This window comes from Bradyrhizobium jicamae (assembly GCF_001440395.1).
Lineage (GTDB): Bacteria > Pseudomonadota > Alphaproteobacteria > Rhizobiales > Xanthobacteraceae > Bradyrhizobium > Bradyrhizobium jicamae.
On sequence record NZ_LLXZ01000010.1, the window covers coordinates 12,322 to 32,780 of the forward strand.

The 20,459-nt window shown below is 57.7% G+C and carries 17 protein-coding genes and 2 pseudogenes; 9 read left to right on the top strand and 10 right to left on the bottom strand.

Annotated features, from left to right (window positions below; genetic code table 11):
* The 4 genes from CQ12_RS01990 (at position 1) to CQ12_RS02005 (ending at position 6,507) form a co-directional block, all read left to right on the top strand.
* Positions 1 to 1,623: a Wzz/FepE/Etk N-terminal domain-containing protein gene (locus CQ12_RS01990; RefSeq protein ID WP_057833692.1), complete on the top strand. Its 1,623-nt coding sequence runs from the start codon at positions 1 to 3 to the stop codon at positions 1,621 to 1,623.
* The gene (locus CQ12_RS01995) at positions 1,620 to 2,882 is read left to right on the top strand and encodes a polysaccharide biosynthesis/export family protein (RefSeq protein WP_057833693.1); all 1,263 of its coding nucleotides are present in this window, start codon (positions 1,620 to 1,622) and stop codon (positions 2,880 to 2,882) included. Before CQ12_RS01990 ends, CQ12_RS01995 begins: the two co-directional genes overlap by 4 nt.
* A 281-nt stretch (positions 2,883 to 3,163) precedes the next feature.
* Positions 3,164 to 5,059: a WecB/TagA/CpsF family glycosyltransferase gene (locus CQ12_RS02000; RefSeq protein WP_057833694.1), complete on the top strand. Its 1,896-nt coding sequence runs from the start codon at positions 3,164 to 3,166 to the stop codon at positions 5,057 to 5,059.
* A 20-nt stretch (positions 5,060 to 5,079) separates the two neighbouring features.
* Positions 5,080 to 6,507, top strand: coding sequence for an exopolysaccharide biosynthesis polyprenyl glycosylphosphotransferase (locus tag CQ12_RS02005; RefSeq protein WP_057833695.1), 1,428 nt, complete (start codon positions 5,080 to 5,082; stop codon positions 6,505 to 6,507).
* Positions 6,508 to 6,529: 22 nt separating this feature from the next.
* Here the strand turns inward: CQ12_RS02005 and CQ12_RS43260 are convergent, their stop codons facing one another.
* Together CQ12_RS43260 and CQ12_RS02010 are read right to left on the bottom strand one after the other, a co-directional pair.
* Complete coding sequence (locus CQ12_RS43260; protein WP_157087945.1) at positions 6,530 to 6,754, bottom strand: hypothetical protein; 225 nt, start codon at positions 6,752 to 6,754, stop codon at positions 6,530 to 6,532.
* 742 nt (positions 6,755 to 7,496) lie between these two features.
* Positions 7,497 to 8,666: a sensor histidine kinase gene (locus CQ12_RS02010; RefSeq protein WP_057833696.1), complete on the bottom strand. Its 1,170-nt coding sequence runs from the start codon at positions 8,664 to 8,666 to the stop codon at positions 7,497 to 7,499.
* A gap of 211 nt (positions 8,667 to 8,877) precedes the next feature.
* On the opposite strand from CQ12_RS02010, the pseudogene traG reads away from it, so the two are divergent.
* A pseudogene (gene traG / locus CQ12_RS02015) lies at positions 8,878 to 10,251 on the top strand (IncP-type conjugal transfer protein TraG).
* A gap of 43 nt (positions 10,252 to 10,294) precedes the next feature.
* On the opposite strand, the gene CQ12_RS02020 reads toward traG, so the two are convergent.
* Positions 10,295 to 10,873 carry a DUF421 domain-containing protein gene (locus CQ12_RS02020; RefSeq protein WP_245309690.1) on the bottom strand — a complete coding sequence of 193 codons (579 nt, stop codon included), beginning with the start codon at positions 10,871 to 10,873 and terminating at the stop codon, positions 10,295 to 10,297.
* On the opposite strand from CQ12_RS02020, the pseudogene CQ12_RS45870 reads away from it, so the two are divergent.
* The 3 genes and pseudogenes from CQ12_RS45870 to CQ12_RS43270 form a co-directional block, all read left to right on the top strand.
* Positions 10,846 to 11,254 (top strand): annotated as a pseudogene (locus CQ12_RS45870) (SOS response-associated peptidase family protein); the annotation flags it as partial. The gene CQ12_RS02020 and the pseudogene CQ12_RS45870 overlap by 28 nt on opposite strands.
* Before the next feature lie 948 nt (positions 11,255 to 12,202).
* The gene (locus CQ12_RS44810) at positions 12,203 to 12,418 is read left to right on the top strand and encodes a hypothetical protein (RefSeq protein WP_057833697.1); all 216 of its coding nucleotides are present in this window, start codon (positions 12,203 to 12,205) and stop codon (positions 12,416 to 12,418) included.
* A 1,102-nt stretch (positions 12,419 to 13,520) separates the two neighbouring features.
* Entirely contained in the window at positions 13,521 to 13,670 is a 150-nt protein-coding gene (locus tag CQ12_RS43270; RefSeq protein ID WP_157087947.1) for a hypothetical protein, read from the top strand.
* 864 nt (positions 13,671 to 14,534) lie between these two features.
* Here the strand turns inward: CQ12_RS43270 and CQ12_RS47540 are convergent.
* From CQ12_RS47540 to CQ12_RS02045, 5 genes are all read right to left on the bottom strand, one after another.
* Positions 14,535 to 14,777 carry a GCG_CRPN prefix-to-repeats domain-containing protein gene (locus tag CQ12_RS47540; protein ID WP_083519082.1) on the bottom strand — a complete coding sequence of 81 codons (243 nt, stop codon included), beginning with the start codon at positions 14,775 to 14,777 and terminating at the stop codon, positions 14,535 to 14,537.
* A 734-nt stretch (positions 14,778 to 15,511) separates the two neighbouring features.
* Positions 15,512 to 15,715, bottom strand: a complete 204-nt coding sequence (locus tag CQ12_RS02035) for a hypothetical protein (RefSeq protein ID WP_057833699.1) — start codon at positions 15,713 to 15,715, stop codon at positions 15,512 to 15,514.
* Between the two features lie 48 nt (positions 15,716 to 15,763).
* Entirely contained in the window at positions 15,764 to 15,922 is a 159-nt protein-coding gene (locus tag CQ12_RS41670) for a DUF3072 domain-containing protein (protein ID WP_083519083.1), read from the bottom strand.
* A 65-nt stretch (positions 15,923 to 15,987) separates the two neighbouring features.
* Entirely contained in the window at positions 15,988 to 17,493 is a 1,506-nt protein-coding gene (locus tag CQ12_RS02040; protein ID WP_057833700.1) for an FAD-dependent oxidoreductase, read from the bottom strand.
* 61 nt (positions 17,494 to 17,554) lie between these two features.
* Complete coding sequence (locus CQ12_RS02045; protein ID WP_057833701.1) at positions 17,555 to 18,463, bottom strand: DUF72 domain-containing protein; 909 nt, start codon at positions 18,461 to 18,463, stop codon at positions 17,555 to 17,557.
* A gap of 94 nt (positions 18,464 to 18,557) precedes the next feature.
* On the opposite strand from CQ12_RS02045, the gene CQ12_RS02050 reads away from it, so the two are divergent.
* Positions 18,558 to 19,463: an NAD(P)/FAD-dependent oxidoreductase gene (locus CQ12_RS02050; RefSeq protein ID WP_063799663.1), complete on the top strand. Its 906-nt coding sequence runs from the start codon at positions 18,558 to 18,560 to the stop codon at positions 19,461 to 19,463.
* A gap of 10 nt (positions 19,464 to 19,473) precedes the next feature.
* Here CQ12_RS02050 and CQ12_RS02055 read toward each other — a convergent pair whose 3' ends face one another.
* A complete protein-coding gene (locus tag CQ12_RS02055; RefSeq protein ID WP_057833703.1) occupies positions 19,474 to 19,731 on the bottom strand; it encodes a hypothetical protein in 258 nt (85 codons plus the stop codon).
* A gap of 42 nt (positions 19,732 to 19,773) precedes the next feature.
* Positions 19,774 to 20,391, bottom strand: a complete 618-nt coding sequence (locus tag CQ12_RS02060) for a cysteine hydrolase family protein (protein ID WP_057833704.1) — start codon at positions 20,389 to 20,391, stop codon at positions 19,774 to 19,776.
* Between the last annotated feature and the right edge of the window lie 68 nt (positions 20,392 to 20,459).

Consider the following 20,459-nt stretch of genomic DNA (forward strand, 5'->3'; position numbering starts at 1 on the left):
ATGCTAAAAGAAACGCGCCAGCGACATCTGCAGATGGCTCGCCCCATGCTGGATGTTGAGGACGGGCACGTCCTTGCGATCCCGCCTGGCTTCGGCAGCTTGGTCAGGCACAAGCGCTTAATCTTGCAAGTGACGGCCTTCTTTGTCGTCCTGGCAGTTCTGTTCTCGCTGTATCGAAATGACTCCTACACAGCGATCACAAAGTTGCTGATCGATAACAAGAGCCTGCAGCTCGGCCGTCAAGATGCGGTTTTCGCTCGGTCGGAAGTCGACGTTCCATTGATTCAGAATCAAATAGAACTCCTTCGATCTGAAGAAATTGCAAACCGGGTTATCGACGCCCTTAAGCTGATCGACGATCCCGAGTTCTTGGCTGCGAGTGGGCTTTTTGGATCGTCGAATGCACTCCGGAGCGAGGAGCAGCAACGCCGTCGCGCTCTCGACTCGTTTAAGCGAAGGCTCTACGTCGGTCGTGTTGGTGATAGCTACACACTGGAGATTCGCTTCACTGCCCGTACACCCGATCAAGCGTCGAACATTGCCAACCAGATCGCTGTCGAGTACATAAACTTCGTGGCAAGTTTGAATGCCAAGGTCGCGCAATCCGCCAGTTCGTGGCTACGAACACGCATGGCGGGGATGGGACCGAATGCCACCGTCATAACAGCGGCGACCGCACCTATCCGCAAAGATGGGCCAAGTGCGATTGTGGTCCTGTGCGCGGCAATCCTGGTCGGATCAATATTTGGGATTACCGCTGCGTTTGCGGCAGACTTACTGGATCGCACCATCCGAACGCCCAACCAAGCGAGTCTCGCAACCGGAGCCGAATGCTTCGGGATTGCCCCGCTACTGAGCGACCAGAATGTCACCTTCAATGCGATTCGCAATCCGCGGTCCTTCCTCACTCACGCGATCCGTCGATCCCTTGCAGCTATTCGCGATCAGCCGAATACAAAAGTCATCGGTGTTACATCGATGCTGCCGCGTGAAGGGAAGACAGAGATAGCGGCCAATCTTGCGCAACTGGCCGCAGCTACGGGAAGCCGGGTGCTTCTCGTGGACGCTGCGACGAATAGCGGAAGACTATCGCAGCTGCTGGCTCCGAAAGCGCAAACAGGCCTGGTCGACTTGCTGGCAAAAAGCAGTTCGTTGGGGAATGTCTTGTGGGCTGTATCGGAATCAAACTTGCGGTTCCTGCCGCTCGGACAGATGCCGACCGCATCCGCCAGTCCACTGAGTTCGATTTCCGCCCTGTCACATGTGCTTTCAGAGGCGACCCCATTGTTCGACCTTATCATCGTTGATCTGCCGCCAGCAACACCGATGGCCGACGTGCGCGAGGCCGCCGGCGCATTCGATGGATTTCTACTAGTTATAGAATGGGGGAGGACGTCGCGGGATGTTCTTGAGTCCGTAATGAGCGGCCAAGAGGAGTTCATGCAGAAGGTGCTCGGAACAATCCTCAACAAAGTCAATGTTCGACGGCTTCGAACTTACGACGCAGCTTTGGCGGCGTTCTTCGACCAAACAAAGTTCGCAAGACCCGCGAATGGTTCGGCCGATTCGAGGCGGGTCACCTGGCTCAACGCCAAAGCCGAGAAGAAGCGGAGGGGACAATGAGCACGAAGCGGACTTTTATCGCTTTCCTCCTGCTGTTCACGACGCTAGGGGTACCCGCGCGTGCGGACTACTTGCTTGGTCCAGAAGACACTGTGACCGTTAAGGTATATGAGTGGCCAGATGTGAGCGGCGACTTCAAGGTTGGGGCGGATGGAAGAATCTCCTTTCCGCTGATCGGAGAGATCAATGTAAATGGGATTTCCACTGCGCAACTTGAACAAGCTGTGGAAGGTGCCCTTAAGCAGCAATCCCGTTTCAATGAAACCCCAAATGTGTCCGCTCAAATCAAGGAGTACCGGCCGTTCTTCATACTGGGAGACGTTCAGAAGCCGGGGGCATATGCATTTCGACCGGGCCTCACGGTGCTCCAAGCCGTAAGCATCGCAGGCGGCTTTTTTCGTATGAATGATCCCGGACTCCTGCGGCTTGAGCGCGATGCAATCATGCAACGGGCAGACCTTCGAATTCTCAAGGAAAAATCGACCATGCTCGCTGTACGCAATGTGCGCATAGAGGCTGAGCGAGCTGGTGCGGCCGAGATTTCGTTTTCCGAGATAGACGGGCTCGATCCAACAGACACGAAGGTGGGGCTCCAGGAACGCGAGCGTGGACTCTTTCAGGCTCGGAAGCGAGAACTGGAGAAGCAACTGACAGGCTTCGCGGAGCTTCAGAAGCTGTATCAAGGCGAGATTCAGGCAGTACAACAGCAGATTCAGGCGGAGAAGCGGCAGGCCGAGTTGGTTCAGAGAGAACTGGACGAGGTGCGCGGTCTCGCGGCGCGAGGACTTGCGTCCAACCCCAGAATCCTGCTCGTCGAACGCACGCTCGCGGAGATAGAAGGGACACAACGGAACCTCGATGCGATCATCATGCGCGCGCGTCAAAGCATTGCGCAGGCCATCCAACAAGGGGATGAACTGAGAGCGAAGTCGCGCGAGCGCATCGACGCGGAAAGCGACGCTGTCAGCGTCGAGATGCGAGACACACGAGCTCGGATTGAAATGGCGAAGCAATTGATAGCGGAGGCTGAGACGACTGCTCCCCTCGCGATAGCCAAGCGCGTGCGGAACGCCGGTGTGACGCCGAGATACGAGCTGGTGAGACGTGCATCCACAGGCGAGAGCCAGCAGACGGCAGTCGAGGGTTCGGAGCAAGTCCAGCCAGGCGATGTCGTTGAGGTGCGCGCCAGACCCTCCGAAGACCTCGAAAGCAGCGTCAGGCTGCGGACCGGCAGGGCAGAGCTGCCCGCGACCCGCTGATGATGGGCGCCAATCTCGGCTCGCATCGACTGATTGAGTCCCGACACTCCTCCCGCAGCGAGCAGCCGCTGCCGGCCGATCAACCCATGCGAGCTAGCCGGGTAGCAAGCCCGCGGCGACACCGTGGTGTGTCCAAGGGCACAAGTCAAAACATAGGTTAATGAATCTGCAAATAGTGGAGGATTTGCGGGAAGTTTCCGAACCGTACAGTCATCGCTGCGTTGCGAAGGGTATGACGTGCCGAACAGTGCGATCGGCATCCTTCCCTGACTGGAAAAGCCATGTTGATCGTTCATGTGGTTCGGCAGTTCTTCCCTTCGGTTGGCGGTTTGGAGGATGTCGTCCGCGAGCTATCCAGACGGCAAGTAGAAGATGGTTTTGCAGTTAGGGTCGTAACGCTGGATCGCCTGTTTCGGCCCAGCGCTGGCTCGGGCGAGGCGAAGCTACCGTCGTATGAGATTGTGGATGGAGTGGAAGTTGTAAGAATCCCGTATCGCGGTTCGCACCGGTATCCTATCGCACCACGGGTGCTGGGCTTTATCCGGACGGCCGATATCGTCCACGTTCACGGGATCGACTTCTTTTTTGATTTCCTTGCCCTGACGAAAGTCATTCACCGCCGCCGCCTCGTCGTGTCGACTCATGGCGGCTTTTTTCATACCAGCCGCTCCTCCCTGCTTAAGTCAATCTGGTTTCGGACGACGACGTTGATGTCAATGAAGGGCTATGCAGGCGTCGCTGCCGTGAGCAAAGCGGATCTGCAGCGCTTCAGCCACATTCGAAGCGCAGGCCTGAACTTGATTGAGAACGGCGTTAACGTTTCCAAGTTCGTGGCGGCGGGCAGCAGGTATCCCATCAAACACATGGTTTGCATTGGAAGACTGTCTTGCAACAAAAGGTTGGATCGGCTGGTCGCGTGGGTAAGGGAAGTTCGACAACTCGATCCAGAGTGGTCGCTGACAATTGCGGGACGACCGTGGGATCACACCGCAGCCGATATCCGTGATCTGATTAGCCGCTCCGGTCAACTGGAAGCCATTTCCGTCATAGAGTCACCTTCGGACGAGCAGATACGAGAGCTGATTCGGCAATCGAGCATTTTCGTCAGTGCGTCCGAGTACGAGGGCTTCGGCCTCGCCGCAGTTGAGGGCCTTTCGGCCGGCCTCTATCCGATTCTTTCCGGCATTGGAGCGTTTGAGTCCCTGGTAAGCTCTACTGGCATCGGTCGCCTGGTGGATTTTGATCAGCCGAAGGTGGCGGCGGGCGCCTTCGTTCAGCAGTGGATGCAGGTGAGCGAGCGATACGAAGAGGTGCGCAATGCCTGCCTCGAAGCGGCAAAGGCATATGATTGGAATGCTGTTACGGCTCGCTATTTGGCACTCTACAGATCGGTGCTCGGACAACCGACACGCGCGATTCTGGATGTGCCCATACAGACGATCAATCGGCGGGGCGCTTTTGTGTATCTCGAACGCGCGATCGATAACGGTTCAAAAGGTATTGTTGCGTTTGGCAATGCAAATCTTCTGAACATTGCACATGCCGAGCCAAGCGTTCGCGAGGCATTGCGCCGTTTCATGGTACTGAACGACGGCATCGGGACGGACATCGCAAGCAGAGTTTTATATGGCGCAAGATTCCCGGACAATTTGAATGGCACGGATTTCATCCCCTATTTTCTCGGTCGCTCTGTCCAAGGTCTGAGGATCTTCTTGTTGGGCGCGAAGCCAGGGATAGCCGCACAGGCTGGAGCTGCTCTGAAGAAGAAGTATCCTCAGCACGACGTCGTGGGGGTTGAGCATGGATATGGCGATCTCCAGTCGCCGGGGCTTCTTGCAAGAATCCGGAGTTGCAGGCCGAGCCTGATTTTGGTTGGCCTTGGAAACCCCGCCCAGGAGCTCTGGCTCGCGAAGAACTTCGATCAGACCGGCTGCACGCTCGGCTTTGGCGTCGGCGCGCTGTTCGATTTTCTGGCCGGTAACGTTTCGCGCGCACCTCACTGGGTGCGTGCGGCCCGCCTGGAGTGGGTCTACCGCTTGTGTCTGGAGCCGCGGCGGCTAGCAGCGCGCTACCTCGTTGGAAATCCGACATTTCTGGCGAGCATTATTGCGCATTGGTGGTCGGGAGCCCGAGGGGACGAAAACAGCGAGGCGATGAAGTTGCTGGGACGCTTGTAAGTGCGGATGGAGAGTGCGGGATGGTAGAATCGACCTGGTCAGCAGCCTCGGCCGAAGAGCGTGCATTTCTTGCGCACCGCGATGTCCGCAATAGTCTTGTCGCAGCCGTCGCCTTCACCGAAATGTTGGCTATCGCACTCTCAGCATACTTTGCGTTTGTCGCCTACCATCAAGTCGTGTGGGAAGGTCTGCCCGATAACCTGCCTTATGGGTGGATATCTATCGGTCTCGCATTGATCTACGGCATAATTTGCCTCGCAGACAAGCAGTATGACTTTCTGGGCACCGAATGGAATAACGGAGCAGTTCATCGGAGCGTACTCGCATTGTGCTTGGCATTTGTTTTTCTTCTCGCCCTTATGTTTCTATCGGGCAAGGTGACCATCTATTCGAGGGGTACGTTCGTTGCGCAGCTAGCATTGGGACTGCCAGTGGCAATCTGCGTCAGGATCATAGGTTGGCGTGCGGTGGAAGCGGCGCGAAAGCGTCATTACTGGACCGCTCCCGGCCTATTGATCGTAGTCTTTCCAGGAGTTAGCCAGCCCCTGGAAGTGCTCGAACGATGGTCTTCCAGATTGGAAGAGATACGGAAAATATACTACCTGAAAGCGGACGATGCCGACGCGCAGCTGAGTGAGATTGTTCGAGAATGCCGCAAATTCCGATCCACCTCTGTTCTGCTTCTATTTGATGGGGATGAGATGAGCGCGATTGCCGCAGCGGTGGAAAAGCTGTCGCAGGCGCCGGTAAAGGTTCAATTGTTGCCGAACGGAATGGTGGAGTTTCTGCATTGCGGTCGAATTGGCTCCTTTGGTCGTGCGCCCGTCATCGAGATGATTGCAGGTCCGCGGTGGGTGGCCGATCGTCTCCTCAAGCGAAGTTTTGATCTTGTTGTAGCTATCACGGCGGGGTTGCTGCTCATGCCCCTTATGCTGTTGGTGGCTGCGTTAATCAAACTCGACTCTTCGGGCCCCGTGCTCTTTCGTCAGATCCGACATGGATACAATAACGCGCCCATAAGGGTTTTGAAATTCCGCACCATGATGCAGCGGAGGGATGAACATCAGTTTCGCCAGGCGAGCCGGGATGATCCACGGGTCACGCGTATCGGACGGATGTTGCGTCAAACCAACATGGATGAGCTACCGCAGCTGCTTAACGTAATCCGAGGGGAGATGTCGTTAGTAGGGCCACGGCCGCATGCGGTCCTACATAATCAAATGTATGACGGCCAGATTGCGCGGCTATCGAGAAGACATAACGTCAAGCCGGGCATTACAGGCTGGGCGCAGGTAAACGGATTGCGCGGTGAAACGGATACCTTGGACAAGATGCAGATGCGTATTGCGTACGACCTTTACTACATCGACAACTGGTCCTTCGCGTTCGACGTGAAAATCGTCATCAAAACGGTGTTCTCGAAGAAGAGCTATCAGAACGCCTACTGAAAAAACTCGCCGGCAATGCCAGCTATTTTTGCAATGTGCGAAATAGATGGCCCCCGACATATCCAGCTTGTAACGCAAGTATCGCAAGAATGCTGACAAGAATGGAATCTAAGACTGTCCATCCGCTAAGAGCGGCAATGATGAATACTGCAACAGCAGAGGTCATGGTTGCGATTGCAACTGAAAACACATTGAATTTTGCTAAGAGTATTCCGAGTACAAAGGCCACCAGCCCAGCTGCAACCATTGAGCCTTCTCCGCGGCCGCGCTTACAGACAAGGAATGCGAATGGTGTAAAGTATAGACGTGTAGATGGTAGCTGTCTGCGATCGTCGACTGTTGACTGTCGGAAGCACTGCAGGAAAGAACTGTCTCTCACGTTGAGCAATAGCGCCTGTCGCCTAGTCCGCAGCTGCAGAGATCCTGTGCTCAGCTCTCAAGCGATGGCGCACCCTGTCGCGCGGGAGGACCGCGGCCAGCGCTTCTGCCATTGCGTTTGTACCCTCATGGGGTGCCGAACTGCGCCGTACGGTTGCGGCCCCGGTTGGGGCAATGGGACTACCATTTGGAGGTTAGTTGGAATCGATGTCGGCGACGTTGGATTGGTAGGTAGCGGTACGAAATGCTCTCGGAAATTAGGAACGAGGCCGTAGCGACGGCGCTCGCAAGGGGGTTGTATTGGCCAAACCCGCTTTCTTCTAGACCGCCCAAACGCCACGGCAGCGGATTTTTTCATCTAGGTTAGATGCGGGCGGGCCCCGCCTTTTGAGCAAGCGGACATTACGTTGCGTTCCGAAATACGAAGCTTCACAGCGATGGCACAAATCTACACGGCGCGTGGCGCGCCGCGCGAGACAGCGGGAGTTTGCTACCCGCCACTTCTCCCATTGCTTCGGACGGAAGCTCAAGATTTCTCAAGACCTCATCCAGCCATCTAGCGAATGGGCATCTCTTAGATGGGGAAGCGAGATAGTTCCGCCGATCACAGCTCAGCTTATCAATGGAAACGTGAGCGTTGTTGTGGTGCCTCCATGATTACTCTCGTGGTTGACGGTTCCGCCGATCTGTCTCGCAAGCGAGACAATCAATTTGAGCCCTGACCCACTTTTGTTTGGGCTATGCATGCCTCTTCCGTTGTCGGACATTGTCAAACGGGCCTCCCCATAGCCGATGCCTCCCACCAAGCTCACTTTGATCCTGCCGCCTTCTGTGCCGAACGCATGCTTTATGCTGTTCATCGCAGTCTCATTCAAGATGAGACCAACAGGTAACGCCCGGTCAATGTTCAATTCGAGCTCGTCGCACTCGACATCGAACTCCACTTGCTCAACCTGCTGGCGTATCGCACTGCAGAGAGCGCGAACGTAGTGGGAGAGCCGAACGATCTGGCCCTCTGGCCGAGGGGCAAGCTGATCATGTGCAAGCGAGATCGCATTGATCCGGCTCGCTACGTGGTTCAAAGCCCGATGGACCTCCGCGCCGCCATACCGATGCTTTTGAATGGAAATTGAGGATAGGACGAGCTGGAAGTTGTTCTTGACGCGATGTTGCATTTCGCGAAGCAAAATCTCTCGCTTTTGAGATTCGGCAACGGCAGCCATTAAGCGTGCTTGTTCATCCGGCCGCGCCTTGTGGTGCAGCACGGTTCCTAACAAGGCGGCAGTAGCGGTCAAAAAGTCGGTGGTATCCTCGGTGAAGTCTCTCGGCGTAGTACTGTCCACCTCCAATACACCCCATGCCGCGCCGCCGATAAGCACAGGCACATTGCTCAACGAGACAATGCCGTGCTGATTTAGGAAATCGGAGCGAATGTATTCCTCCTGCTCGCTGAAGTCTTTGATGCTGACTGGTTCGCCTGTTTGAAATGCTCGCCCAGGCGGTGATCGTAGGTCAACCGAGAAGGTAGCGGTGTGGGCGACCCCTTCCTTCCATCCGACGCCCGCGACGAGGAGCAGATCGGACGCCTCCGGACGATATCGAAGAACCTTCACATGATGTATCTCTACTGCGCGGGCGATCTGGATGACTGCCCGGTCTAAAAAGCGGTCCAAGTCGACATCCTCAACCGAAAGCCGGCCGATATCGACCAATATGCGGATGTGACGCCGAAGCTTGTCCAGCTTGCCGCTGTCGCTTGTTTCGTGAGGACGGTCCTCCATCAAACGCTAACGATGGATCCGCCGAATGGTGCCTAAAATCGTCGTCGTGGCGTTTTGCGCCGCAAATACGGCTCGATACCGTGGTCAGCCCATTGAGTAAGTCGCGGATTTGGCAGCTAATGCGCCGATTTGCTCGCACGGATGTCCGAAAATACTCAAGATCGGCGAGTTAGCTTGTGTAGGGGCGGGGAGGTATTTGATCTCCCGTGCCATGTCCGCCACCAAAATACTCTGGGGCCAAATTGCCGTCGTCCTTACGGTCGTGCTGATCACGACGTGGGCCGCGACGCAGTGAACGACGGCGTGGCGGCTTGGCTATCAGCCCCAACTCGGCCAACCCTGGTTCGAGCTCGCACCGGGCATTCCCATCTATCTTCCTCCGGCCTTCTTCTGGTGGTGGTACGCTTTCGACGCCTATGCGCCTGCAGTGTTCGTCGAAGGAGCATGTGTCGCGGCGTCGGGCGGATTCATTGCTATTGTGGTCGCATTCGCGATGTCGGTGTGGCGGGCCCGGGAAGCGGAGACGGCGGCGACCTATGGTGCGGCCCGTTGGGCGGGCCAGCTTGAAGTCCTTGCTGCCGGGCTCGCCGGCGCAGATGGTGTGATGCTCGGCCGATTCGAGGGACACTACCTGCGGCACGATGGGCCGGAGCATGTGCTGTGTTTCGCGCCGACCAGATCCGGCAAGGGCGTCGGACTTGTTGTCCCGACCCTCCTGACTTGGCCGGGGAGTTGTATTGTCCATGACATCAAGGGTGAGAACTGGACCTTGACGTCAGGTTTTCGGGCGCAGCACGGCCGGGTGCTGCTGTTTGATCCAACCAATTCACGCAGTGCGGCTTACAACCCTCTCCTCGAAGTAAGGCGAGGGGAGAGGGAAGTCCGCGATGTGCAAAATGTCGCAGACGTACTCGTCGATCCCGAAGGGTCGCTGGAGCAGCGGAATCACTGAGAGAAGACCAGCCACGCGCTGTTGGTCGGAGCCATTCTTCACGTTCTCTATTCAGAGCATGACAAGACGCTCGCCGGCGTCGCAAGTTTTCTCTCCGATCCGAAACGGCCGATCGAAAGCACGCTTCGCGCGATGATGACCACGCGGCATCTCGGCGAAGCCGGGACACATCCGGTGATCGCGTCCGCGGCGAGGGAGCTATTGAACAAGAGCGAGAATGAACGATCCGGCGTGCTCTCGACCGCGATGTCGTTCCTCGGGCTCTATCGCGACCCCGTCGTTGCCCAGGTGACGCGCCGCTGCGATTGGCGCATCCGGGATATCATCGAAGGTCATCGGCCGACCACACTCTATCTAGTGATACCTCCGTCGGATATCAGCCGCACAAAGCCCTTGGTGCGATTGATCCTGAACCAGATCGGCCGCCGTCTGACCGAGGACCTCCAGGCCAGGAGCCGCCGGCACCGGTTGCTGTTTATGCTCGACGAGTTTCCGGCGCTTGGACGGCTTGATTTCTTCGAGTCGGCGCTTGCCTTCATGGCGGGCTATGGACTCAAGAGCTTTCTCATTGCCCAATCCCTTAACCAGACCGAACAAGCGCAGCCACATGATCGCGCTTCGGCGCACCACTGATTTAGGCGAACAATCCGCCGTCGACGTGGTGGTCGGGCGAGCGCTAACGATTTTCGTGCCTAATCACGCTGAGCCGCCCGTCGCCTTCGAGCTTGGCGAGCTTTACATCAGTAATGTACTCCACTTGATGCTGACGCAACTGAGAAGCGAGTTCGTCCATCGACAGCATTTCCCTGCGCATTGCCTCCTCAACTATTCGCCCATCATTGATCAAGGTCAGAGACGAAGGTGTGAGGTATGGTCGCAGGAGGGGAAAGCGGTAAATCAGCCAGTCAATAATGTATTCCCAGGCAACGATCGTCATGACCAAGACGAGACCTTCGGTCACGGACTGATATTCCTTACCGAGCCCATTCTGCGCAGCATCCGCGATCAGCACGATCACAAGAAGATCTGCCGGCCCGAAATGCCCCGCCTGACGTCTTGCCATAAAGCGAAGGATCAAGAAAAGGCCGAGGTACATGAGCGTGCCCCGGAGGACGATCTCGGCGATACCGAGGCTAGGAACGAAAACACTGTTCCAATCGATTATCATGATGAGACCCTCGCGTTTTTCTTTTCTGCAAACGCCGTACGAAAACGCGAAGTTCCCCGAAGCCAGAGAACCGACGCCTCGGGCCATTCAACAGTTTCGCCCAATATGTTCCCGAGCCGACCACCGAGACGAAGAAGGACGTGGTCTGGCTCGCGCTTAGTCACGACCGCCTCGGTGGCCGCCTACGCTAGCATCTGGACGCGCTCCACGGGATCGCCGGACCAAGTCGAAGCCGGTGCCTGGGCCGCATCAGGTCTATGGTTTTCTGAGGACGTCGCTGAATGCGGTCGTCGAGCCGATCCATCCCAAGGCCATGCCGGTGATCCTGACGACCTATGAGGAGCGGGATGTCTGGATGCGAGCGCCTTGGGAGAGGCGAAGGCGGCGCTGCAAAGGCCGCTGCCGGACGAGGCGCTGAAAATCGTCATGCGAGGCGAGGACAAACAGGGCAAAGCCGCTGCGGCATGAAGTGGCCTTCGCTGTGATGACACCGGCTGGGCATACCGGCCACGCCGTTCATTTTGCTGCGTGCCGCCAAGATCCGGTGCCTGACATTACCATCCTGACAGTCGAGGAAAAAACAGCCGCCGTCGCGCCGACCGCTCGCCGGCGAAGTTCAAGGCCGCTCCGAGCAACAATTTCTGGGTTCCGTAGTTCTGACGTAAAACGAATTATGTCGTTTGATTGCCCACAAAATCCAGGCGCGCCGGTTCAAGTTGGCAATGAGAAGGCCCCAGCTCTCAACTGGACAGCTGGGGCCGCCAACTCCCGATGTTTTCTTCCGACAGAATTCTTCGGGCGGCAAAACCGGAAGCCGTGACCGACTCCCGCAGCAGGCGGATGTTCCTAGTCGGTTGCCACTTGTTCCCTAGTCGATCTTCCGCGGTTCACGTTGACGCCAAAGCGGCCCCACTATCTGGGAGGAGATAGCCGGGGCCGCCATTCCAACGCGCCATCCTGGTGCTAACCGGCGCCAAGCAGGAACGGGCCCACCGTCTCTCCGTTCCTAATCCGCCGGTTGGCGCTGGCGCTTTCGTTCACACTTGTTGCTCCCATTTTCCGGGGAAGTTCCTGCTCGGAACGAAATAAAGGTATCGCGCTGTGCCAAATCGGATTCCATGCTGTGCCATCACCGCACGGTCCTTTAGGCAGCTATCGGTGATGAGAACGCCGGTTGCGCTCCCGCCCCATCCCACAGGGAGCAGCGCTATGCAGAAGCGGCGCCTTCTCAAACAAATAGATCCCCTCGACAAGCGACTTTCAGAAGTGGCTGAGCGACTACGGCAAGAAGCCGAGGACACCCCCGCCCGGGGTGGAGCACGACAGGCTTGTCCGCAAAAGCGCGGCAAACGGAAACCGCCGTGCACATGAGCGAGTGGCTGAATTCGCCCGGTTTGCGACCACCGAGTTAGCCGCATGCTGGATCTTGCTGAACGCATTGTCATGGCGCAGCGCCATGTCGAAACGGGACAGGGTGTCATAGTGCGACAGCGCAACATTGTCGCCAGGAAACACGGTCGTGGCGTGGATGCGTCCGGCGCTGAGGAGTTGCTCGCTCGGTTCGAGCAGTGCCAAGCGATATTTGAGAACAACCTAGAGCGGCTTTTGCTGGAGCGCGAGCCACATCGTTAGCGGCCCCCTTCATTCTAGAACATCGTACTCAAGGCGACGCACGACGGGCGAATAACGGCTCCGACGACAGGGCGCGGCTGCTGCCTCGCCGAATCCCCTTCTTGAAAGGAGGATGAGCTGGGAACCATCGCCAGCCGGCGCGTTGGTATTGGCACAAGTGACGCTAGGATGGGAGGATTGTCCATGCGAACCACAATGGTCGCGCTGCTTGTAGTTGGTGGAACCATGATTACCATGCCAGTGCTAGCGCAGCAGCAGCCTGCACCGAACCCACAAATGCAACAATGCAGGAGGAGGCGGACAAGGGCGCGAAGACTCGCCAGTCGGGTGAGTCGGGCTATGTCGGCGAGCAGGAAAAGCCCGGTGCTTCCGCCCGCGCTCCTGGAAAGACTGATTCTGCTCCGCCGACAACGGGCTCAGCCACGGGCACCTCGACCGGGGCGACAGGCAGCGGTGAAAAGCCGCGCTGAACCTGGAGGTGTAGCACGACTAAGCGTACTCTTCCTGACGCGAGGAAAAAACCTTGCCGTCAACGCCAAGATTGCACGCGACCGAGATCCAGGCTCATAGCGGAGCTGAGAAGACAAATGCGGTGTTCGAGGCAAACGCGCCGCTCGCTTCTTTTTATCACATTCGCCAGCGGAGGGTCTCTGACGGGGAGGAGGTTCGCTGCGGCACAGAAGCGCGAATCCGCGACAACACTATTGTCGTAAGACTGGTGCATAACCGAAAAATGGATTCGGAACCGGGGGTCTCCGGACGGACACCACAGCGCAGCCAATGGCACCTATCGGTGATGAGAACGCTCGGTTGCGCTCCCGCCTTCCGCCAACGGGAAAGGAACAGCGCATGCAGAAGCGCCGCCGTTTCACCCAGACATCGACATTGGAAGAGCGGCTTTCACTTGAGAGAGCTCGCTGAGAAGCTTCTCCTGGTGCCCAACACGATCAGATCGTGCGGAAAATCCGGCAGAACGAAACCGCCACGCACATCAGCGAGTGGCTGCGGTCGGCCGGTTTGCGACCACCCAGGTAGTGAGATGCTGAACCTTGCTGAACGCATTGCCATGGCATAGCGTCATGTCACAGCGGGACACCGTATTATGGCGCGTCAGCGCAGCGTTATCGCCAAGGAAAACAATCTCGGCCTAGATGTGGCCGGTGCCGACCAGTTGCTCGTTCAGTTCGAGAAGTCCCAAGCGATTTTCGATGCCGACCTCGAGCGGCTTTTGCGCGAGCGGGACAGCAGGTAGGCCGACTTGCGGCGGCTTTTTATAGGGATGCTGCCGGGGTGATAATATGCGCACGGATCAACTGCCCAGAGAGGAGGTCCACCATGCTTGCGGAAAAGTTCTTTCTGATTTTGGAGACTATCAAGGACCACGCATCCGACGGTAGCGTGAGGGTTGTCAGCGCGATGCGACAGGTTCCGGTAAATCTACCAACCAAGAAATAGACGTAGAGGCCGCCTGCGCTGGCAACCTCTTTCGTTCGAGGACATCGTGCTCGAACGCGACGCCTTCCGGATATTTTCTTCGAACTGAGCCCATCGTGCGGCGGGCCTTACCGGGCGCTATTCTTTGGCCTGGAGTCTAGAAGGCTTGGCAAAGGCGGCATCTGTTGGCGAGGCGTAGCGGTCGGCTCTTCGGGAACTGGATCAACTTCGTCCGCCTTCTTTCTGCTCACTAAGACACCAATTAAGCCAGCAACCACCAGCAAGGTCCCTGCGATCATCAGCCAGTGTGGGAGTCCTAGCGATGCCATCATGCGCCTCAGTGTGGTGGCTTAGGGCACGTCGAAGGATTCGTGGTCGGGACAGCGCCAAATTTGGCTAGTTCGACGGTCCAAAACTTAAGTACAACAGCAGCGCGAGCACCGCGATTGCAGTGATGCAGCTCAAGACACGATCAGTACGAGTGCGTTGCAAAGAACGGCCCCAGCCGGCAAGGGGCGACGGCTAGGGCCGTCATTCCAATGCGTCAAAGGCCACATCTCTGCGCGCGCACCCAACACGCTTGGCTGGCTCTTGGTTCCTGGACTAGGGCTCACCGCCTTTGTCGGCGGCCGTAGAGACGACAGTCTCCGGCACTAGGCGATGAGCGGAGGCAACTGTCGGTTCAAGTCGGAATGCACATCATGGATCGGCGACTCCATCGGTGATATGGACCGCAAGGGGGAGCTGGCCTAGACGTGGCCGGGCACACGTTCCGAACGGGCAAGCCTTGTTGCCATCCATCGCGGACGCAAGCCCCTTCAGACGTACTGTGGCACCCGACGCCACATCCGTCCGCGGCCAAAGCTGGTTCGGCAACGGCATACACCACAAGACAGGCTGCGCAGCAGGCAAGGCGGATCATCATCGCGTTTCCTCGTTGTTTTTGAGGTGCTTTGGTTAGGAGAACGACTTCGACAGCCCGCAGTTGCACCAGTTGCTCCGGTGGCGACGGAATTCTTAGTGAGGAGCGGGACAGTCCCTGCTGAGGCCATGCGGTGTAAAGCCCCGCATGGCCCTTGTGTTGCGGGGAGGTCCCAGCGAGGAACTAGCGGCTTGGTGTGAACTTAAATCTGCAGGCCAGCCCCTAAGCCGGTCTAGCACGGTCCCGCTGATAAGCCCCCATACCCCTGAAGGTGGGGCCGTGCTCCAACTCGGAAAACCGAGCAAACAGGAGATCGAGGCGCAAGCGTACCAACTTTGGGAACGGCCGGCAGATCGAAAGATCGGGAAGCTGAACAAGAGCTGCGCAATCAGGACAAATCCTCGCCGACCCGCACCCCTGACACGCTATGAGCTTTCATGAATAGTGACGAGACCCCCGCGTCTGTTGAAAGGGCCGAACAACGGATCGATAGCGCCGTGGACGCGATCCGCAGCATGTCCTCGGACCTTGCCGGCGAGCTCGCGCCACACCAGACATGGCTCGACCGCGTAGCCGCCGCGACGCGCGAGGCGCCCATCCAGTCGTTAGCTGTTGCATTCTTGCTGGGTGTCATCCTAACGCGCCAATGAGTTGGCCGGTCGGCTGTGAAGGCCGCACCGGGCCGTCTCTTACAGGAACCCGATCACTTGCCAGACGATTGCAACGGCCGATCCGGTTCATTCCAGAACTTCATACTCGAGCACCACGCCTTCGGGATCGTTTTCCTCGAACCATTTTCCCGCGGCGTCAGCGTTTGCGAAGATCTTGAGGTGCTCGAGGTCGCCATGCGAGGCATGATGGCCCGCTGCCCTTGGCGGTGCCACGTTTTTAGCTGATTCGGTGACACCCGCTCCAGCGGCACTGGCAGCGCCGTCGACCACTCCGCTAACGTGCAAACGAACCGATGGAGATCCTCCAGCGTTTCGTTTCTATTTGCGCTCTGCGATCTGTTTCTTCAGTTCGTCGATAAACTGCTGGGCGCCCTCCTGGGTTAGCAGCTCACCCGATTTGTCCGGCACGTCCGCCTTCAGACAGAGCGTCTTGAGTTCGTCCCGTTGAGCTTCGGTCATCATCGGCTCTTCCGGCATTGTTCCATTCCTTCCTTTCGCTCATCTCATCGAGCTTTGCTGCTTCGGCCGCACGTGCGGCTACCTTACTCCTGGACGCGGGCAAGCGAGCCGATGGCCGGCGCGTTGATGGGTTGTCCGTTCACGTCGAAGATTGAGCCGTGGCAAGGGCAATCCCAGCAAGTCTCGAAACTGTTCCAGTGCAGATGGCAGCCGACATGGGTACAACTCGCCGAATTCAAATGCAGCGCTCCGTCATTGTCGCGATAGGCAGCAATCTTCTCAAGACCGCGCCGGATGATGCCGCCTTCGCCGCGCGTCAGCGCCTCAAGTGAAGTAAGTTCGCCCGGGGCCACATATTCGGCAAAGCTTTTGAGCGCCGTTACATTCTCGGCCATGAAATTTTTCGCGGCCTTCAGCGGGACGCGACCCGGCGCGTAGATTTCCTTCCAAGGATGGTCTTCGCCCGAGATCAGGCCGGCATTCAGCATCGCGCCAGCAACGCCGTGCGTAAGGCCCTGTCCGGAATCGCCCATCGCGATATAGACGTTTGTGCTCCCGGGATCGCGGCCAATGAAGCCGGAGTAGTCTATGGTGTCGAGCACTTGACCTGACCAGCGATGAGTTTCTTTGCCAAGGCCGGAGATCAAGCCGCGCGCCCATGCTTCAAGCTTTCTGAACCGATCCTGTGCGTCGTCGGCTTCTCCGCTTTTGTGGTCTTCACCACCGACGAGAACGTAATCGGTATTTGCCGGGCCTGGCTGCAGGCGGACATAATGGTAGGGGTCTTCCGTATCCCAGTAGAGCGCGTCGGGCAGAGCGCCGCGCTCGATCTCAAACGTGATCACATACGTGCGGTATGGCGCCGTCTTGGTGTGAATGGCGAAGCGGTCAGAGATGGAGGAGTTGGTCGCGACGACCGCATGCCGTGCGCGAATGACCCCGCGTGCTGTTTTCACGGTCACAATGACGTTCTCTTCAGTTACTTCCTCAACCGGGCTGTCACGGTAGAAAGTCACGCCGTTTTCGCGGCAAGCCTTCACGACGCCGGCAAGATACTTGAGCGGATGAAAGGTTGCCTGCTTGGGATAGCGTAGGACGTGACGATTCTCGCAGCCGCTGAAGGGCACGCCCATGAGCCTGTGGACCGGCGCGCCGACACCGCGGACTGCCTCCAGCTCTTCGTCGATGATGTCTGCCGGCATACCTTGCCCCTGAAAGAGATAGCCGTCGAGGCGACGGAAGTCGCAATCGATCTTCTCTTTCTTCTGGATTTCCTCAATGCGGTCGACAGCAGCCGCCTGGCTATCGCAAAAAAGCGTTGTCGCCTCCTTGCCCCTGATCTTCGCCATTTCGCTGACGAGATCATCGCACAACGGGGCAAGATGAGCTGAAGTCCTCGAAGTCATGCCGCCGCAGATGCGTCCGCGATCGATGACAAAAACGGATTTACCTCGCTTGCAGAGCTCATACGCGGTCGAAATCCCGGCAATGCCAGAGCCGACGACGGCGACGTCGCATTCCCGGACGCCATCCAGAACTCCCGCGTCTGGGGCAATGTCAATATCCATCCAGAATGACGTGCTGGCCATGAAACGTTCTCCCAAACGCTTATGAACGCTTACGATGCTGGCAGGGTTCCTACGTCTGGCCTTACGCGGCCAACGATACACGGTCTAGCATTCGCCGCAGAGCTGCCGCGTTCTTGGGGGCATGAGCTTCATTATCGTTGTTGAAGTAAATCCAGGCTCTTTTCGCTCCGCTCGCCCTGATCCTGTCCGCCCAGGTCGCCAGCTCGCTCTTCGAGTAGTCGTGCCGATACCAGCGCTTGGGGCCATGCAGGCGGACGTAAATTTCGTCGGCTGTCCGGATGAGTTCGTCGGGCAGGCGCGGCCCGCTGCAGGAGCAGAAGATAATTCCGGCTTTTCGGAACGCGCCATAAACTTCCTCGTTCCACCAGCTGGCGTGCCTAAACTCCACAACGTTGCGGCGCGCTGGATCGAGTTGGCTCACGATCGTGCTCAACCGCGCCTTTGTGTAGCGGTAGCTCGGCGGCAGCTGGAACAGGAAGCAGCCCATCCGCTCGCCGAGAATATCAGCGATGATGCCAAAATCTCGAATGAGTGTCCTTGTGCCCTTGAACGTTTTTACATGAGTGATGAGTTCACAGAACTTGATGGTGTAAACGAACTTCTTCTTGCCGGGTTGGCGTCGCCAGGCCTGAACGTTGGCAACCGTCGGCCAGGAGTAAAAGGATGCATTGATTTCGACGGTGTCGAAGCGCTTCAGGTAGTGCTCGAACCACTTTTCCTGGGGTACGCCCGCATAAAACGAGTCCCGCCATTTCCAGTAACGCCAGCCCGAACAGCCGACATAGACTGATGACTTCAAATCAGGCGGGCTCTTCGGGCTGTCAGCTTCCATCTTGAGGCGGGCGGCGTGCATCTTCGCGGCGCGTCCGATGTTGTCCTTGCGCTGCTTTTCGCGGCGGAGCTGCCGCCGCTCGCGGCGCTCCTCAGATGTCAATTCCTTCCAATTCGGTGCTGTGCGCGCGCGTAGCATGATCTTGTTTCTCGAGTATCTAACGAATGAACAGTGGGAAGGGGTTCCCAGCTTCCGGAAGCGTCCCATATGAGTTGGAATGGAGATGGTCTGCATGAAAATTGATGTGCTTATCGTTGGCGGCGGACCTGCCGGACTGAGCGCTGGCCTGATCCTGGGACGATGCCGCCGGCTGGTGCTGCTTTGCGATGATGAACAGCCGCGCAACCGCGCATCGCAGGCCATCCATGGCCTGCTGGGACGTGAAGGGCGGTCTCCATCCGCTTTCCTTGAGGAAGCCCGGCAGGAACTGACCCGCTACAAGTCGGTTTCATTTCGGAGGACGCGGGTAACCGAGCTCAGGCCTGCCGAGGACTGCTTTGCATTTGTCTGTGCCGACGGCACGGGCGGCGTCGCGTCCAAAGTCCTTCTCGCCACGGGTATTGTGGACGAACTCCCCGAGATAGCGGGGATCGAGCCTCTCTACGGGATTTCCGTCCACCACTGTCTGTATTGCGACGGCTTCGAGTATGCAGGCAGACCTGTAGCTGCGCTCGGCAAGGGGGATAAGGGGGCGGCCCTTGCGGTCATGATGAAGCACTGGATACCGGATGTTGTGGCTTGCAGCGACGGCACCGAGGTCAGCGTGAATGCAGCGCGGAAGCTGAAGCAACACGGGATCCCGCTGCGGAGCGAACCGGTCGTTGCCGTTGAAGGCGCGAATGGGGTGCTCACCAAGATCAAGTTCAAAAACGCACCCGATCTGGAGCGGGCAGGTCTGTTCTTTTCAACCGGTTGTCGTCAGGCGTCGGACCTGTCTCAGCGGCTTGGTTGCAGGCGGGATATGAAAGGCGGTGTCGTTACAGACCCCGAGACCGAAGAAACCAGTGTCCCGGGCGTATATGTGGCTGGGGACGTGTCACGCGACGTTCTACTCGTATCAATCGCGATTGCGGAAGGTGCCAAAGCGGCGGTCGCTATCAACAAGGCCTTCCTGCGCCGTGACGGGTTTTGCGACTGAAGCCGCTCTCTTACGACTTAACCTCCTTCTCAGCCTTCGGAAGCCAGCGCCAGACTCCGAACACGTTAATTAAAAGGAGAATGACGTTCTGGATAATGAGCGATGCCTTGTCTTCAAGCCAGCCGTCAATCATCCAGGCAACGGAAGCTACGATGAAGATAACAAAGCCGGCGACGGTAACGCGAGCATTCCAGTTGGCGGCTACGAGCCCGGCTGCGAGGACTGTCGTCACCGCCGAAAACGTCCTCAAAACCGTGAGTTCTTCCATCCCGTGTCCTTCACAAGGCACGACGCCTGCGCGGCGGTCATGTTACTTGAAGCGCCAGTTTTCGAGAATCGTCTCGGTCGACACGCATTCCACCTGCTGGCCTAACCGGTTCTCATAGACATTCATCATTGCGTCGTGGGTCTCGTCCGCCGAGCTGCACAGGGCGTCGGTCACCAGTAGGACGCGGAAGCCCCAATCGACCGCGCCCATCATGGTTGCGAGCACGCAGACATCGGTCTCTCCGCCGGTGATAATGAGGGTATCGATTCCGGCGCCGCGAAGCTGCCGGTGCAGATCGCTCCCGGTCCACGGGGAATAGACACGCTTGTCGAAGAAGCGAGCAGGTGGTGCAAACCGCGCAAGCGCCGGCACGACGTTCATCATATCCGCGCCGAGCTCATCGATCGTCATCGATGCCCAATGCTCGTAATAGCGCCGCCACATCCCGATGGCCTGACCGGAATGCTGGGCTGGGATGAAGCGCGTAAAGATGGTTCTTTCGGGATGCAAGGAAGTTATTGAAACGGTATTAGGCAAAACACGCTCAAGCCATGGCATCTTCCATTCCGTGCGCTCCGCAAACATCCTTTGCATATCGACGCACAAGTGCACCGCGCTGGCGCCCGGCGCTCCGTAGCGTAATCCAACGTTCTTCGACATAGCCCTTCAGGCCTGAAAGCCAGCTTCAACGGTGGCCGAAGAGCTTGGTTCCTGTGTTGCTCTGCCGG

Bases quoted from the DNA above. Each gene is read 5' to 3' on its own strand.
- CQ12_RS02040 (WP_057833700.1), bottom strand. From the start codon at position 17,493: ATGGCCAGCACGTCATTCTGGATGGATATTGACATTGCCCCAGACGCG.
- CQ12_RS02050 (WP_063799663.1), top strand. From the start codon at position 18,558: ATGAAAATTGATGTGCTTATCGTTGGCGGCGGACCTGCCGGACTGAGC.
- CQ12_RS02045 (WP_057833701.1), bottom strand. From the start codon at position 18,463: ATGCTACGCGCGCGCACAGCACCGAATTGGAAGGAATTGACATCTGAG.
- CQ12_RS02005 (WP_057833695.1), top strand. From the start codon at position 5,080: ATGGTAGAATCGACCTGGTCAGCAGCCTCGGCCGAAGAGCGTGCATTT.
- CQ12_RS01990 (WP_057833692.1), top strand. From the start codon at position 1: ATGCTAAAAGAAACGCGCCAGCGACATCTGCAGATGGCTCGCCCCATG.
- CQ12_RS47540 (WP_083519082.1), bottom strand. From the start codon at position 14,777: ATGATGATCCGCCTTGCCTGCTGCGCAGCCTGTCTTGTGGTGTATGCC.
- CQ12_RS02020 (WP_245309690.1), bottom strand. From the start codon at position 10,873: ATGGCCCGAGGCGTCGGTTCTCTGGCTTCGGGGAACTTCGCGTTTTCG.
- CQ12_RS02055 (WP_057833703.1), bottom strand. From the start codon at position 19,731: ATGGAAGAACTCACGGTTTTGAGGACGTTTTCGGCGGTGACGACAGTC.
- CQ12_RS43270 (WP_157087947.1), top strand. From the start codon at position 13,521: ATGGCGCGTCAGCGCAGCGTTATCGCCAAGGAAAACAATCTCGGCCTA.
- CQ12_RS44810 (WP_057833697.1), top strand. From the start codon at position 12,203: ATGCTGGATCTTGCTGAACGCATTGTCATGGCGCAGCGCCATGTCGAA.
- CQ12_RS02000 (WP_057833694.1), top strand. From the start codon at position 3,164: ATGTTGATCGTTCATGTGGTTCGGCAGTTCTTCCCTTCGGTTGGCGGT.
- CQ12_RS41670 (WP_083519083.1), bottom strand. From the start codon at position 15,922: ATGCCGGAAGAGCCGATGATGACCGAAGCTCAACGGGACGAACTCAAG.
- CQ12_RS02060 (WP_057833704.1), bottom strand. From the start codon at position 20,391: ATGTCGAAGAACGTTGGATTACGCTACGGAGCGCCGGGCGCCAGCGCG.
- CQ12_RS43260 (WP_157087945.1), bottom strand. From the start codon at position 6,754: ATGGTTGCAGCTGGGCTGGTGGCCTTTGTACTCGGAATACTCTTAGCA.
- CQ12_RS02010 (WP_057833696.1), bottom strand. From the start codon at position 8,666: ATGGAGGACCGTCCTCACGAAACAAGCGACAGCGGCAAGCTGGACAAG.
- CQ12_RS01995 (WP_057833693.1), top strand. From the start codon at position 1,620: ATGAGCACGAAGCGGACTTTTATCGCTTTCCTCCTGCTGTTCACGACG.